Source organism: Desmonostoc muscorum LEGE 12446, assembly GCF_015207005.2.
Classification (GTDB): domain Bacteria; phylum Cyanobacteriota; class Cyanobacteriia; order Cyanobacteriales; family Nostocaceae; genus Nostoc; species Nostoc muscorum.
This window is the reverse complement of record NZ_JADEXS020000001.1, coordinates 2,290,819-2,305,789: the sequence shown is the minus strand read 5'-3', so window position 1 is coordinate 2,305,789 and position 14,971 is coordinate 2,290,819. Positions and strand designations below refer to the sequence as shown.

The following is a 14,971-nucleotide window of genomic DNA, read 5'->3' as shown; positions in this document are numbered from 1 at the left end:
ATAACTCAAGCATAACTGTGCTATTTGCTTTTGCTGAATTACTCCATGTTCAATAGGCAGATAATATTGGTATTTATCTAGTTTATAAGTAAGATAGCAATAATTAACTTTAATTAAGAATTAAGATATAGCGATCGGCTTTTATTTTTGAACTTAATTTGCGTGGCTAGGGAGTAGGGAATAGGGAGTAGGGAATGGGGAATGGGGAATGGGGAATGGGGAATTGGAAGTGTGGGAGGAATGGGAAGGGTGGGAAGCTTTTTTATCATAATCTCCCCACACTCCCTCATCCCCCTCTCCCCCTCATCTCCCCACTCCCCACTCCCTACTCCCTAGATAGGTTTAACTCGTCTTATTGATTGTCGTCAATTGCAACTTGGGGGATTCCCATGCTGTAGTTGGTAACACGCGCAGAGAGATTGTAGCTGATTTCGCCGAGTTGCAGGAGCGATCGCACATAATGCTCTAAATCTGACCCTACGCGGCGTAAATTATAGTCTGTCAGGTCTGCGCCACTAGAAGCTTCCACTAGTTCATCAAATTTTCGATAAACTTTTTGGAGCGCATCTTCATTCCAGTTGAATTCGTTGTCTGGGTCGATATCTAACGTTAAAACTTGATCGCTTGGAAGAAGTTCGCCATCTTGGTCAATTTCAGCCGCAAAAATGCGGATATGCCGGGTTGTGGACTTGAGCAGCGTCGGGTTATCCATAAAAGGGTGTAAGATTTGGGTGGATTACACTGAAATTATTGTAAACCTTATATTCGAGGTTAAATGCTCTTAATTTACAAGCTTTGAGGGCAGTTTCAAAAGAGTATATTTAATGGACATAAGTAAAAATATTGCCTGTACTGATTATTGCTTTTACTTGTGCTAGTAGTGGAAGTCGCAATTAGTTGGTAGTACTGACAGTAGCCTCATGATTTTCACACCAGAATTATTGGGTAGAGTATTTTCATTTAGGGGGACACAAACTAGTCTCAGTGGTATGCTAATCTTGCCTATTGCTAAGCTTTTTGTACTTATTATTAAGTCTAGAAGACAGTAGGATGAGGTCTTGGACTGGAATAATTTGATCTGTGTACATTTTTGATCGAAAACAAAAATTTTTACCTTAATAACTATGTCGATCAATTTCTCCTAAATTTGCTCTTGAAAAAAACGTACATCTAGTAATTTTACGGAATAGGGCTACATCGACCTCTGGCATTAAGAAAAGGAAAAAAATCAAGCGGTTTTACTTACGTAATAACACCAAAAATAGAGTAACAAGTCAAACTGTTATTGACGTTAACATAAAGTTGATGTAAAAAGCTTTAAAAAGCTCGCACAACTTCTTACAGAAACTTTATTGTGTAGAATCTTAAAAACTGAATAATAGTTATGGCTTACCATAAGCTACATCTGGCACAGTGAGAGCAAAATCTAGACAGTGAAAATTGAGCTTGAAAATAAAACACAGGAGAGTGAAATGGAATACATTGGTGTTTGATGAAGAAAAATTCTTAATTCAAGCACTTTGGATTCAAAAAAGATATAAAGAACTTTTGCTGGACATCTACCTCCTTACCCTCATGACTACCAAGTAAAGGAATCTCAATAGCTATGAACTCCAAAGCATTACCACGCCAAATCAATAATCTCGAAGTAGGTGTTTATGAGTGCGAAATACATCTCAAATTTAGGTTGATTGAGGAAAAGAGTCTATTGGGCGATCGCGAGCAACTCTTACAGGTGCTACTCGATGCTTTGACCGAGGGTTCTGACGATTTTCTAGAGACGCTACAAGCGTCCGTTAAAGCCCAGGAAATATCAGAGTTCAAAGCCTCACCTCAAATGCGACGGCAGCTAATGCGCTTGCGTAATGCTGCTGAAAATCCCCAAATTTAAAGGTGTAATTTAAGTAGCAAAAATCGTGAATTAGGTATCAAATCAAATAGCGATCTCATACCCCATATACACTAGTTGCAATAAAAACTAAGCAGTCAGTAGATTTCATAAAATATTTTGATTTCTGCTTTGTGAAAGTCTTATTTAGCAGCACAAAGTCCCAGGAACAGTTTCCTTAATTAAAAACTTTGTAGCAAAGGTTACTGGTAGAATCTCAAAGCAAATTCAGCCGGGTGCATTTTACCGAGTTAACATCAAAACATTGGGGAAAAATAAAACCCTGTGTCTTTACAGATGGGGCGTTAGACAATAGGTGCAAGTCAAATGAAAACCTAAAAGACCAAAGTAAAAATAAATAGCCTTTCTTTTAGCTTTTTACTTTAGCTAAGTGCCTGGTTTGCTGAAATACTTATGTTTTATCTATTACTGGTAATCGGTTGTGGTTTAGCAGCCAATTACCAATTACGCTGTGAGGAGGGGAGTGGGGAGTGGGGAGATGAGGGGGATGAGGGAGTGTGGGGAGTGTGGGGGGAAAGAGAATTTATGCTTCCTCCCCTTCCTCCCACACCTCTTACCCATTCCCCATTCCCCATTCCCCATTCCCTATTTAGCAAGACCGTGTTCTAGAGCAAAACGAACTAACTCTGTACGGCTATTGGTGCCGGTTTTACTAAACAAACGGCTGACGTATTTTTCTACGTTGCGGACGCTGGTTTCCAAACGACGGGCGATTTCTTTGTTCATCAACCCTTGGGCGACTAAGTTTAAAACACTTTGTTCTCTGGGGGTCAAATCAATTTTGAAAGGGGCTGGCGATTGGGAAATGGCATTTCTTTGAGTTAATAACGCCTTGATTTGGGCAATTTGATTGGCAAGTTCAGCAATATCAGGGGTTTCAGTGTCATCTCCCGTAGTTGCAGCTTTGGCGTTGCGGCGGGCTAGCAAATTTTCGACTATGGCGACTAACTCATCTGGATCGAAGGGTTTGGGTAGATAAGCATCAACACCAGCTTGATAGCCTTGGATGCGATCGCCTGTCATCCCCTTAGCAGTTAAAAATACTACGGGGAGTGCTTGGAAACGAGGATCTTCTCGCAGTTGCTTCAGGAACTGATAGCCATCCACCTGGGGCATCATCACATCGGAAATCACTAGATCGGGTGTATTCACCTGCATCAATTCCCAACCCTCAACGGCGTTACTGGCGATTTGAACGCTGAAACCGCTCTCTTGCAAATAATCTTTCACGGCTTCCCGTATGCCTGGTTCATCATCCACCAGTAACAATTGTGCTGACATTGAAAATATCCTTAAATTTACCTTTTTCCAATTTAGCGAAACTTGACAGGCATTGAACGGGAGTTTGGAGTTAGGAGTTAGGAGTTAAGAGTTAAGAGTAAAAGTTATTCTCCCCCTGCCTCCCCTGCCCCCTCATCCTCTCTCCAGTTATTATGTGATTATGAAGATGGGAGAAGCTATGACTGCCATTACCCTGAACTTAGAACCAGTAATCAATCTCACTGCTGAGCAGTTTTATCAACTATGTCGAGTCAACCCTGATGCTAAACTGGAACGCACTGCATTAGGAGAATTAGTTGTCATGGCGCCGACTGGTGGAGAAACTGGTAGTCGAAACCGCAGGTTAACCCAACGTTTGGGAACTTGGACGGATGAAGACGAAACTGGAGAAGCTTTTGACTCTTCAACTATGTTTCAGCTTCCCAATGGAGCTTTGCGATCGCCTGATGCGGCTTGGATTCCTTTAGAGCGGTGGGAAGCACTAGCTCCTGAAGAAAGAAAGACTTTTCCTCCCATTTGTCCCGACTTTGTAGTAGAACTGCGGTCTGATTCTGACACGCTCAAGTCTCTCCAAGACAAAATGCAAGAATATATGGAGAATGGTACGCGCTTGGGGTGGCTGATTGACCCTAAAGCAAAGCAAGTAGAGATTTATCGCCAAGGAAAAGAAAAGGAAGTGCTAATTTCCCCAAATCAGTTATCAGGGGAGGATGTACTACCAGGCTTTATCTTGAATTTGCAAGGGATTCTTTGATAACTTAAGTCTCTGATTCAATTTCAACTGCGCCTAGTAGCCTTAACGAAGCTTTCTGTGCATCGGTTAACCCTCGCACTTTGGCAATATTCATTCCTTCGTAGGGTCGTGGTGCTTGAAGTGTTTTGCAGCATTCACCAGTTCTGACATTCCACAGTTTAATCGTTTCGTCGTGGCTTGCACTCCCAAGTATCTCACCGTCGGGACTAAACTTCACTGACCACACCCGATTTGTATGTCCTGTTAAAATTTTTAGACATTCTCCTGTATTTACGTCCCATATCCGCACTGTTTGGTCATCACTGGCTGTGGCAAGTAGGGAACCATCGGGGCTAAATGTCACAAAATAAACACCACTGCTATGGCCTTCTAGGGTTTTGATACATTTACCGGGTGGTAGGCAATCGCTATTATCTCTCGTTAAGTCCCAGAACTTGATCGTGCGGTCATCGCTGGCGGTAGCTGCAATTTTACCATCAGGACTGAAGGCGATGGACAATACACTATTGTTATGCCCTTCGAGTGTTATCAAGCATACACCTGTATTAGCATCCCACACTTTCGCAGTATAGTCTCCGCTGGCACTTGCCAGAGTTTGACCATCAGGACTAAAAACACTAGACCAAACCCAGCTAGTATGAGCCTGTAATGTCTTTAAACATTGACCTGTTTGCACATCCCACAATTTCAGAGTTCGATCGGCGCTACCAGTCAATAAAGTTTTGCCATCAGGACTAAAATTCACTGACCAAACCCAATTACTATGTCCGTGCAAAGTCTTCAGGCATTTACCCGTGCTAGCGTCCCATAATTTAACTAGGGTACAGCCACTTGCTAAAGTCTTGCCGTTCGGACTAAAGGCAACCGATACAACTGGGGCAGTATGTCCCGACAAGGTTTGGAGACATATACCTCCCTCGACATCCCACAATCGCACCTCAGAGTCACCGCTGCCGCTTACCAAGGTTTTTCCGTCGGGATTAAAGGCAATTAATCGAAATCCATTGGTGTATCCTTTGAAAGTTCTTATACATTGCCCCGTCACAGTATCCCATAGCTTAAGAGTATGGTCTTCACTGCTGGTAGCAATTATTTCCCCATTAGGACTAAATGCTATTGACAAAACTGGACTAGTATGCAATTCCAATGTTTGGTTACAGATACCCGCAGCCACATCCCACAACTTTACGGTTTTGTCATGACTAGCACTAGCAAGGGTTTTACCGTCAGGGCTAAAGGCGATTGATTGCACAAAACAAACATGTCCCTGGAAGGTATTGAGTAGTTCGCCGGTGATTGCGTTCCATAACTGGATAATATAGTCATCGCCGACACTCGCAAGAGTTTTCTCATCAGGACTAAAGGCAACAGCCTGTACAAAATTGCTTTGTCCTGGGAAAGTTTTCAGTAAGTCACCTGTATGCACATTCCACAACCTAATAGCGCCTTCATTTGCACTACTAGCTAGCATTTGACCGTCAGGACTGAAGGTGATTGAATGGGGTTGGGTGCTGTGTCCTGTAAAAGTCCTTAATAGTTTGCCTTTGCGGATATCCCATAATTTAATACTGCATTCATCACCAATGCTTGCAAGTGATTGGCTATCCGGACTGAAGACAATATCATATACCCAACTTGTATGCCCTTGAAATGTTTCTAAGCAAATACCCGTTTTGGCATCCCATAGCTTTAGGCTTTTATCATCACTACCGGTAGCTAACATTTGACCATTGGGACTAAAAGCCAGTGAAAGAATCCAACGGGTATGTGCATTCCATCTCGAAAGTAGTTTTCCGTCAGCTACTTGCCATAATTGAACTTCACCTGCAACGCCACCAGTGGCTAAAACTTTTCCATTGGGACTAAATGCCACTGCCAAAATACTGCCAAAAGTTTCGGTAAAAACTGACTTCGATAAATCCGCATTTTGGAAGTTAATGTGATTTAAAGTAATATTTTTCAGATATGCTTGCCAAACGGCGAGGTTTGAAAAATCTGCATTTTTTAAATTGACTCCAGTATGGCAGAGTATATTAATCAGATTTCCGGCGGCATATCCGGGTTGAATTGGGTAAGAGATTTGGATTTTATTAATAAGTTTATAAATATGAGCTTCTAGTCTATTTTTATTGCCATAATGTGCTATTAATTTATTAATTAATGGTTTTAATAATAAGCAAATTTGAGAGTCTCGAATATAGTCTTTGGCAGTAGCTTTAATCAGGGCGTAAGAGTTAAAAATTGAAATGACATCTATGATAATTTCATTAAATACAGCAATACCTAACTTTTCTGTGATGTATTCCATGACAACAGGTTGCTGGGTAAAGTTGACGCTGTGGTTAGCAACATGATGACTTGTTTCAATTAGTGACCTTGCTTTTAAAGACTCTAGTGATTCAATAAGTTCTCGGATCGATATATGTGGTACAATATCCTGTTGTAATTCAGCTAGAGAAACTGCTTCTCGATTAATTGCTAACCAGCACATCACCTGTTTTTCTAGAGGAGATAAGCGTTTACACTGTTGGTCTAAAAGTTCCCAAATATCACCAAAAACAGAGGTATCACACTCTAGGAATTGTAAAATATTTCCAGCAAATAAGTCTTGAGTTGTATTGGCAACTATCTTTAAAGCTAAGGGATTACCGTTATAACGTGCGGTTAATAATTCCTCTTGTTGTGGGGAAGCAGAAAAACCTTTGTCTTGAAAAATTTCGTGTATTTCCAAGTTGCTTAACCCTGTAACTTTAAGACAACGAATGGGTAAATTTTCCCCTTCTTTAAATCCTAAACCTTTCGGTTTCTCGCGGCTAGTTAGTAATAAACAGCTTTGATGGGGTAATTCAGCAATGTACCGAAATAGTTGTCCATAATTTTCATATCCTTCTCGGTAATTTCCGGCACTTACACCACTAACGAGAACTGTTTCAACGTTATCTAAGATAATTAAACACCGTGATAGAGTTAAATATTTCATTAACAAAGCTAGTTGTGCTTCGTTAGTGTCGAGTAAATTTATTTCCTGCTGATTAGATAAAAATTTAACTAGGTCTAACAATATATTTTGTATAGGCGGTGCATTGCGTAGAGAACGCCAAAAAATATATTCAAACGTATGTTGGTTATCTTCTGCAACCTTAACTGCAAGGGTGGTTTTACCAATACCGCCCATCCCAAGTAAAGTTATCAGGCGACAGCGTGAAGCGTAGCTGTCGCCTTTAGGCGAATCGCCCACAATCCATTTACTCAAGGTTTCTAATTCAGTGCTACGTCCATAGAAGCGGGAAACATCGATCGCCTCTCCCCAGTCGATGTGAGGTGTGAAGGTTGGGGAGGTGTTTGCACGATTTTGATGGTGTGCGACTCGCTTCAGGACACCGTGGAGATTATTCTTAGTAACTTTTTCACCTAAAGCTTGAGAAAGCGATCGCCATAGTTGCGAACCAACGTCCTTGATGTGTCCGGGGTCATATGTGACTTCTCGCGCCATTTCTAGGTAAGTTTTTCCTTCCCAGGTGTGGCGAAATACAAGCTGTTGCGCCTTTGTTAAGCGTCCTCGTTTCAATAATTGCTCAACGAGTGCGATCGCTTCATCAACCGTCATTTATTCGGTAGTAATACAGGTTAACTACAATATTCCCACGCCAAACTGGATTTTTCGCAAAAATTTACGTAAATCTACCAAAAAAACCCGACTTTTTCCCGACCTTTTCCGACCTACAAAGTTGATACAAGGCTGTAGAGTATTTAGAAAAGCAGTTTTAGGGATTTCCAACAAATAAATGATCCAATTTTGTGGGGTGGACATCTTGTCCGCCTTTGGCTAGGGGCGGGCGAGACGCCCACCCCACAAGAACTAGTTGATACCAATTCTCTATGAAGCTGCACATTATTTTGACCCCTCCTAACCTCCCCTTGCTAAGGGAAAGTGCCGCAGGCAGTGGGGTTCTTTCTATGGATCTTCATACAGAATTGGTATCACTATTTTTTATTTGAAAGTGCCTGAAAAAGAAGTCTGCACAATAATTAAACGCTCACAGGACTTACCGATTACTCAAGTATTCAGGTGGGTTTTCTTTAGTCAACTTAGAGAAATTTTTTAACCTTATGTTTAATGGAAACGAGTCCGATTTTGGCACAGAAATTGCGAATAATCTTGAAGTATCTCTACAAAATGCTTACGGCAATCTCATCGCTGCCTCGAAAAGTGACGATTTTATGCCTAAAATGGCGGGAATCTTTGGTGGAACTAGAGATTTAAGCAGACTGCAAGCATTATCTTCTAGTTGGGGAATGGGTGATTTCAGCCAATTACCGACTATTCAGGTGCTGCTGAGTAATTCCATGAATGGTGCAAATGGCGCATTTTCAGAAGTGACTCGCACAATTTATTTGTCTTCAAACTATCTTTCCCAAGGTTCAAGCAATCCTGATACCCTGACGGGAAGTATTACTGGTGTCTTATTAGAAGAAATCGGACACTTTGTCGATACCCTTATTAATCCAGGGAGTGATACTGCTGGAGATGAGGGAGAATTATTCGCCGCAACTGTGATGGGACTTCCTCTAAGTAATGCAGAGAAGCTGCTGATTAATTCAGAGGATGATCGTGGCTTCATTACTATTGATGGTAAAGCGATCGCGGTTGAACAGTCGAATAGCCTGAGTCAAGCACCGAACCTCCGTGCAAACGCCACCATTGCTGAAACTCCCGTTATTACCATTGCAGCCACCGATGCCAATGCAGCCGAAACCGCTACAGGTATAACTCCCAACCCCGGAACCTTCACCCTGACTCGCACAGGCAATTTAGCCACAGCCTTAACCGTTAATTACACCTTGTCAGGAACCGCTACCAAGGGCACAGACTACAGCAACTTAACTGGCACCGTCAGCTTTGCAGCAGGAGCCAACACTGCCACTATAAAAGTTACTCCAACCGATGACACCCTTGCTGAGAATAGTGAAACCGCCATTCTCACCTTAAAAACAGGCACAGGTTATACCCTGGGAACAACAACCACTGCCATCGTCACCATTGCTGATAATGAAACTCCCGTTATTACCATTGCCGCTACCGATGCAAGTGCTGGAGAAACCGCTACGGGTGTAACTCCCAACCCCGGAACCTTCACCCTGACACGCACCGGCAATACAGCAGCCGCTTTAATCGTGAACTATACCCTCAGTGGTACAGCTACTAAAGGAACAGACTATAGCAATTTGGGTGGAACAGTTACCTTTGCGGCGGGTTCAGCTACAGCCAATGTCAATGTTACGCCAATCAATGACACAGCAGTAGAACTGAATGAAACCGTTATTCTGACTCTGGCAACAGGAACAGGTTACAACTTAGGAACAGCGAAATCGAGTACCGTTACCCTGAGCGATAATGATCTACCCACGATTACGGTAGCCGCGACGGATGCAAGTGCAGCAGAAACCACCACAGGACAAACAGCCAATCCTGGACGCTTTACCCTCACACGCACCGGCAATACAGCAGCTGCTTTAACCGTGAACTATACCCTCAGTGGTACAGCTACTAAAGGAACAGACTATAGCAATTTGGGTGGAACAGTTACCTTTGCGGCGGGTTCAGCTACAGCCAATGTCAATGTTACGCCAATCAATGACACAGTTTTTGAAATAACAGAATCAGTTATCATCAACTTGACCACGAATAATAGCTATGTGTTAGGTGCAAGTACTAGTGCTACTATCACTATCAAACCATATCTTGAAATTCAAGGAAGTCACGCAGATTATGAATTTCTAAATCGTATAATCTTTAAGGAAACAATTGGCAAGTACAAAACTCTTGATGTTGATCCCCGCACCTCAGGAAACGAAGGCATTAAAACTCCGTCAGGACAAATATATAGACTATTTGATTATATAGATGATTCAATTAGCGGGTTTCAAGCCGCAGGTTTTATATCAGAGTCAGGTGCCCCGCCTGTTTTAGTATTTAATGGAACGAATCCTGACGAGAGATTGGGGAAGGATATCTTAGATGATCTTAATGCTGCCGGGATAGGGAAAAATCAATTTTCAAACAATATTGCTAAAATTCAGGAATTCATTAATGCTGCTAATAAGTTTTTGAAAGACAATGGAATTAATCAGCGTGTTGATATTACTGGATATAGCTTAGGAGGAGCTAATGCTCAGCAAGCGGTTGCATACTTCACTGGTAAAGGCTATAAATTTGGTTCGGTTGTGACATTGAATTCACCAGGAATTTCAGTGGCCTCCCTAACAAATTTTAACGCAAAAAACGTTGAAAAAGTTACACATTATATTGTTAACAATGATTTAGTTAGCTTGGCAGGACAGGCGTATTTACCCGGTGACTATCAATTGGTTCAGTGGAACACAACAGGTGTAGAGAGTTTCTTTCCTTTTGGTGATAAACATAATACAGCAGGCAGCGAAAAATTTTATCTTTCTAATCATCTAACACCAAATGATCCAAATCTGCCAGATATTCCACGGAGAAATGGAGTTACTCTAACTAGTAATTTCATTAGTAAAGATTACCTCTCTAGTCCTTCATTTAGCTATTGGTCTAAGCCGACGGAAGATTGGATAACTGCGAATATTGCTTTAGCGATTTTGTCTCAAGGACAAATTCCTACACTCTTAAGCACTAGAGCGACAGTTGAAGCTTCTAGAGAGCTTCTGGGTACTTTGTTGGCACCTGCAATTGAACTCTTGACCACTGATAATCCAGTAAATTTTGCTTTAACACTTGCCAAAAAAGTCCTTGAAAACCCACAAATTATTTCTGATCTCGTAAATAGTGGTGATTTGAACGGAGTTCAAACGTGGGATTCTTTTGATTGGGGAGTGTTTACAGTTAAGACTTTATTTACCAAGCTTAATGTTGGATTAGCTGACGTAGCTAAGCTCCTGTTCCAAGAATTTGACATGGGGATAATTGATGTTGCTAAAGTTTTAAAAAACGAACTCAGTGCTGGATTAGGGAATATTGCCGACGCTCTTTATAAAGAAGTCAGCCAAAACTTTAATACGATTGCCGACGCACTCTGGAGCATTTCAAGCAGTACGGTATTGAATGTTGCTGATGCACTCTGGAGCATTCCCAGCAGTACCGCAGTTGATATAGCGAAAGCTCTTTACAATGAAGTCACTCAAAATTTTGTGACGATTGCCGACGCTGTTTATAAAGAAGTCAGCCAAAACTTTAATACGATTGCCGACGCACTCTGGAGCATTTCAAGCAGTACGGTATTGAATGTTGCTGATGCACTCTGGAGCATTCCCAGCAGTACCGCAGTTGATATAGCGAAAGCTCTTTACAATGAAGTCACTCAAAATTTTGTGACGATTGCCGACGCTGTTTATAAAGAAGTCAGCCAAAACTTTAATACGATTGCCGACGCACTCTGGAGCATTTCAAGCAGTACGGTATTGAATGTTGCTGATGCACTCTGGAGCATTCCCAGCAGTACCGCAGTTGATATAGCGAAAGCTCTTTACAATGAAGTCACTCAAAATTTTGTGACGATTGCCGACGCTGTTTATAAAGAAGTCAGCCAAAACTTTAATACGATTGCCGACGCACTCTGGAGCATTTCAAGCAGTACGGTATTGAATGTTGCTGATGCACTCTGGAGCATTCCCAGCAGTACCGCAGTTGATATAGCGAAAGCTCTTTACAATGAAGTCACTCAAAATTTTGTGACGATTGCCGACGCTGTTTATAAAGAAGTCAGCCAAAACTTTAATACGATTGCCGACGCACTCTGGAGCATTTCAAGCAGTACGGTATTGAATGTTGCTGATGCACTCTGGAGCATTCCCAGCAGTACCGCAGTTGATATAGCGAAAGCTCTTTACAATGAAGTCACTCAAAATTTTGTGACGATTGCCGACGCTGTTTATAAAGAAGTCAGCCAAAACTTTAATACGATTGCCGACGCACTCTGGAGTATTTCAAGCAGTACGGTATTGAATGTTGCTGATGCACTCTGGAGCATTCCCAGCAGTACCGCAGTTGATATAGCGAAAGCTCTTTACAATGAAGTCACTCAAAATTTTGTGACGATTGCCGACGCTGTTTATAAAGAAGTCAGCCAAAACTTTAATACGATTGCCGACGCACTCTGGAGCATTTCAAGCAGTACGGTATTGAATGTTGCTGATGCACTCTGGAGCATTCCCAGCAGTACCGCAGTTGATATAGCGAAAGCTCTTTACAATGAAGTCACTCAAAATTTTGTGACGATTGCCGACGCTGTTTATAAAGAAGTCAGCCAAAACTTTAATACGATTGCTGGCGCACTCTGGAATGGCATTCAAAATAGTACTAGGTTTGATGTGGCTAGTGCTATTTGGAATGGTATTCAAAGTAGTACTGTACAGAATGTAGTTAATGCGCTTTTTTCTATCGGAACATCTGAGTCTGAAGTCCTCAATATTCTTGCTTCTTTGGGTTTGCAGGGAGGTGGAGGGTTTGATTGGTGGCCTTTCTAAAAAGTTTCTTGTAGTTAGCTAACAGTGCGCTCTCCCATTGCTGTAGGCGATATTGTCAAGTTAACGGAGGGGTGGCTAAAGTAATAATTACAGGATGAGTTGACCTGTGGACTTGTTAGTACTGCGTCCATCAGGTCAAAAATGGCATCTTTCGCTTTACCTAAGAGCTGATTCGTAAAGAAAATCTAAAGAGAACTAAATCTGGGTTGACTCAGGTTATAGGCTAAATCGAGTGTAGTTATGTTGTTGTCGATGAGCCGTCTACCCGCGATTGAGAACCAAGAGCGCAAACCTTACCCAAGTGATTTAAGCAATGCTGAATGTGGATTGTGGAACGGACATAAGACTTGCTCAATCGATTTCGGCGTTTGAGTAAGGATTATGAGTTGTAGACCGAGCTAAGTGAAGCAATGATTTATGGCTCATTGATTCGTCTAATGGTAAAGCGAATGGCGGCTTAAGCTTTTGTTTACGAATCAGCTCTTACCACTGAGGATTTGCCATAATTAATGCCTCTGCTTTTAAACTATTTAATGGAACGGAGAAAAAATGGCCTTGGCCATATTCACAGTTCAACTTTCTCAAAAGTGCTAGTTGCTCTTTAGTCTCTATTCCTTCGGCAAGCACATCCACACCCAGCTTGTGTGCTAATGTCACAAGTATCTCAATAATTTCTAAATTTCTACTATTAGTGCTGATTGAACTGATAAAAGAACGGTCTATTTTCAACAGACTAATGGGAAAGTTATAAAGACGACCTAATGAAGAGTAGCCTGTACCAAAGTCATCAATTGATAACTGAATGCCCATCTCTCGAAGTTGTGAGAGTGCAGCAGTTACGCGATCGCCATTTTCTAAAATTACATTCTCAGTAATATCCAGCACTAATATGTCAGCATTCAAACCAGTTGATTGCAAGATTTCCCTAATCTGCTCAATTAAATCCGGCTGGGAAAATTGCTTGAGGGAGATATTGACACTGATTTTCTGGAGCAAGTTGTCAGGATAGGACGCCCGCCAAGTTTGCATTTGGCTACAGGCTTCATGTAACACCCACTTGCCAATGGAGAAAATTAGTCCAGTTTCCTCTGCTAGGGGAATAAAATCTGCTGGATTCAGCAGACCACGCTCTGGATGTTCCCAGCGCAACAAAGCTTCAAAACCTAAAATGGAGCCACTAGTCAGGGAAACAATCGGCTGGTAATAAACCTGCAACTCAAGGCGCTCAATTGCTCGGCGCAAATCGGTCTCCAACTGCAATTTCGCCAGGGCATTGGCATACATATTTGAGTTGAATAGTTCATAACGCGCTCTACCCAGCATCTTAGCTCGGTACATTGCCGTATCAGCATCTCTCAACACGTCTTCTGGCTGTTGATAATCTACTGTTGAACTCAAGGCGATGCCAATACTTGCTGTTGTGAAAATTTCTTGTCCGTCAAGCTCAAAGGGTAACCTCAGTTCATGTTCAACCCGCTCAGCGACTTTGATGGCGTCTGACACATCTTGAATTCCCTCTAGCAGGATTGTAAATTCGTCTCCTCCAAGCCGTGCTGCTGTATCTATGGAGCGTACACATACTTCTAGCCTACTTGCAATGGCAAGTAGAAATTGGTCTCCTTTGAGGTGTCCAAAACTGTCATTGATCGCCTTAAATCGATCTAGGTCGATAAACAGTACGGCAAATACATAATTTGAATGCCTTTTGGAATAATTAATCGCATGTCTTAAGCGGTTAATAAATGCAGCACGGTTTGGCAGACCGGTGAGTGCATCGTGAAATGCAAGGTGCAACAGTTGTGACTCGGCTCGTTTGCGCTCTGTAATTTCAGTCAGCAATTTCTGATTTGCTTTTACCAATTCTGCTGTCCGTTCTGCTACCCGTATTTCTAACTCATCATAAGCTCGGTGCAACATTTCTTGAGTTTGTTTGCGCTCAGTGATGTTGCACAGCAGCCAACGCCAGCCGACTTGCTTCCCTTTTTCGTCGTACACCGCAGATACTGTAATACTGGCAGGGAATGGCTTTCCTCGCCGTGGCTCTAGATTAATTTCCCAGTTGAGTGACTGCTGCAAATTGTTCATTTGAGAACGAAAGAACTGGCGGTCTTCTTGAGCAATAAAGAGAATTAATGGTTTACCTACCAGATAATTTTGGGGGACATAAAGTAAGGTTGCTGCTGCATTGTTAGCTTCTTGGATTGTCCCTGCGGTGTTAGTTACCAAGTAAGCGTCTGGAGCAAATTCAAACAAATCTTGGTAACGCTGGCGCTCTTTGTCTAGTGCCGCTCGTGTTAGCTCTAACTCCTGGAAAACTGTCAATAGATCTTCCACTGTGGTGTGAAGTTCCTCAAAAGCTTCTATTATTATTTCTTGCTCTAAGTTGGGCTTAGTTGCACTGCGTTGCAGTAGTTCCTGTACTTGTGAGCGCAATTTTTCTATGTGTTGGCCAAACCCGTCTACGTTCATGCGGCTCAATTCGGAAAATTATGAAGGGTAGCTGTAAAGGATAAGCAGATTCT

The 14,971-nt window shown here is 42.0% G+C and carries 7 protein-coding genes and 1 pseudogene; 4 read left to right on the top strand and 4 right to left on the bottom strand.

Going from position 1 to position 14,971, the window contains the following annotated elements:
- Positions 1 to 352 precede the first annotated feature (352 nt).
- Positions 353 to 712, bottom strand: coding sequence for an NAD(P)H-quinone oxidoreductase subunit M (locus IQ276_RS09985; protein WP_190883286.1), 360 nt, complete (start codon positions 710 to 712; stop codon positions 353 to 355).
- 894 nt (positions 713 to 1,606) lie between these two features.
- On the opposite strand from IQ276_RS09985, the gene IQ276_RS09980 reads away from it, so the two are divergent.
- Positions 1,607 to 1,891 carry an Npun_R1517 family heterocyst differentiation transcriptional regulator gene (locus IQ276_RS09980; RefSeq protein ID WP_073643903.1) on the top strand — a complete coding sequence of 95 codons (285 nt, stop codon included), beginning with the start codon at positions 1,607 to 1,609 and terminating at the stop codon, positions 1,889 to 1,891.
- Positions 1,892 to 2,494: 603 nt separating this feature from the next.
- Here the strand turns inward: IQ276_RS09980 and IQ276_RS09975 are convergent.
- Positions 2,495 to 3,190 (bottom strand): response regulator transcription factor, encoded by a 696-nt coding sequence (locus IQ276_RS09975; RefSeq protein ID WP_193916486.1) that lies wholly within the window; start codon positions 3,188 to 3,190, stop codon positions 2,495 to 2,497.
- A gap of 178 nt (positions 3,191 to 3,368) precedes the next feature.
- On the opposite strand from IQ276_RS09975, the gene IQ276_RS09970 reads away from it, so the two are divergent.
- Complete coding sequence (locus IQ276_RS09970) at positions 3,369 to 3,944, top strand: Uma2 family endonuclease (protein WP_193916484.1); 576 nt, start codon at positions 3,369 to 3,371, stop codon at positions 3,942 to 3,944.
- Between the two features lie 4 nt (positions 3,945 to 3,948).
- Here the strand turns inward: IQ276_RS09970 and IQ276_RS09965 are convergent, their stop codons facing one another.
- Positions 3,949 to 7,551, bottom strand: coding sequence for a helix-turn-helix domain-containing protein (locus tag IQ276_RS09965; protein WP_193916482.1), 3,603 nt, complete (start codon positions 7,549 to 7,551; stop codon positions 3,949 to 3,951).
- Between the two features lie 503 nt (positions 7,552 to 8,054).
- Here IQ276_RS09965 and IQ276_RS09960 point away from each other — a divergent pair.
- Positions 8,055 to 12,449 carry a Calx-beta domain-containing protein gene (locus IQ276_RS09960; protein ID WP_235115559.1) on the top strand — a complete coding sequence of 1,465 codons (4,395 nt, stop codon included), beginning with the start codon at positions 8,055 to 8,057 and terminating at the stop codon, positions 12,447 to 12,449.
- A 323-nt stretch (positions 12,450 to 12,772) separates the two neighbouring features.
- Positions 12,773 to 12,910 (top strand): annotated as a pseudogene (locus tag IQ276_RS09955) (IS5/IS1182 family transposase); the annotation flags it as partial.
- Positions 12,911 to 12,932: 22 nt separating this feature from the next.
- On the opposite strand, the gene IQ276_RS09950 reads toward IQ276_RS09955, so the two are convergent.
- Positions 12,933 to 14,918 carry a putative bifunctional diguanylate cyclase/phosphodiesterase gene (locus tag IQ276_RS09950; protein ID WP_193916478.1) on the bottom strand — a complete coding sequence of 662 codons (1,986 nt, stop codon included), beginning with the start codon at positions 14,916 to 14,918 and terminating at the stop codon, positions 12,933 to 12,935.
- Positions 14,919 to 14,971: the final 53 nt, after the last annotated feature.

Coding starts and splice junctions, on each gene's coding strand:
- IQ276_RS09985 (WP_190883286.1), bottom strand. CDS start 712: ATGGATAACCCGACGCTGCTCAAGTCCACAACCCGGCATATCCGCATT.
- IQ276_RS09980 (WP_073643903.1), top strand. CDS start 1,607: ATGAACTCCAAAGCATTACCACGCCAAATCAATAATCTCGAAGTAGGT.
- IQ276_RS09975 (WP_193916486.1), bottom strand. CDS start 3,190: ATGTCAGCACAATTGTTACTGGTGGATGATGAACCAGGCATACGGGAA.
- IQ276_RS09970 (WP_193916484.1), top strand. CDS start 3,369: ATGACTGCCATTACCCTGAACTTAGAACCAGTAATCAATCTCACTGCT.
- IQ276_RS09965 (WP_193916482.1), bottom strand. CDS start 7,551: ATGACGGTTGATGAAGCGATCGCACTCGTTGAGCAATTATTGAAACGA.
- IQ276_RS09960 (WP_235115559.1), top strand. CDS start 8,055: ATGTTTAATGGAAACGAGTCCGATTTTGGCACAGAAATTGCGAATAAT.
- IQ276_RS09950 (WP_193916478.1), bottom strand. CDS start 14,918: ATGAACGTAGACGGGTTTGGCCAACACATAGAAAAATTGCGCTCACAA.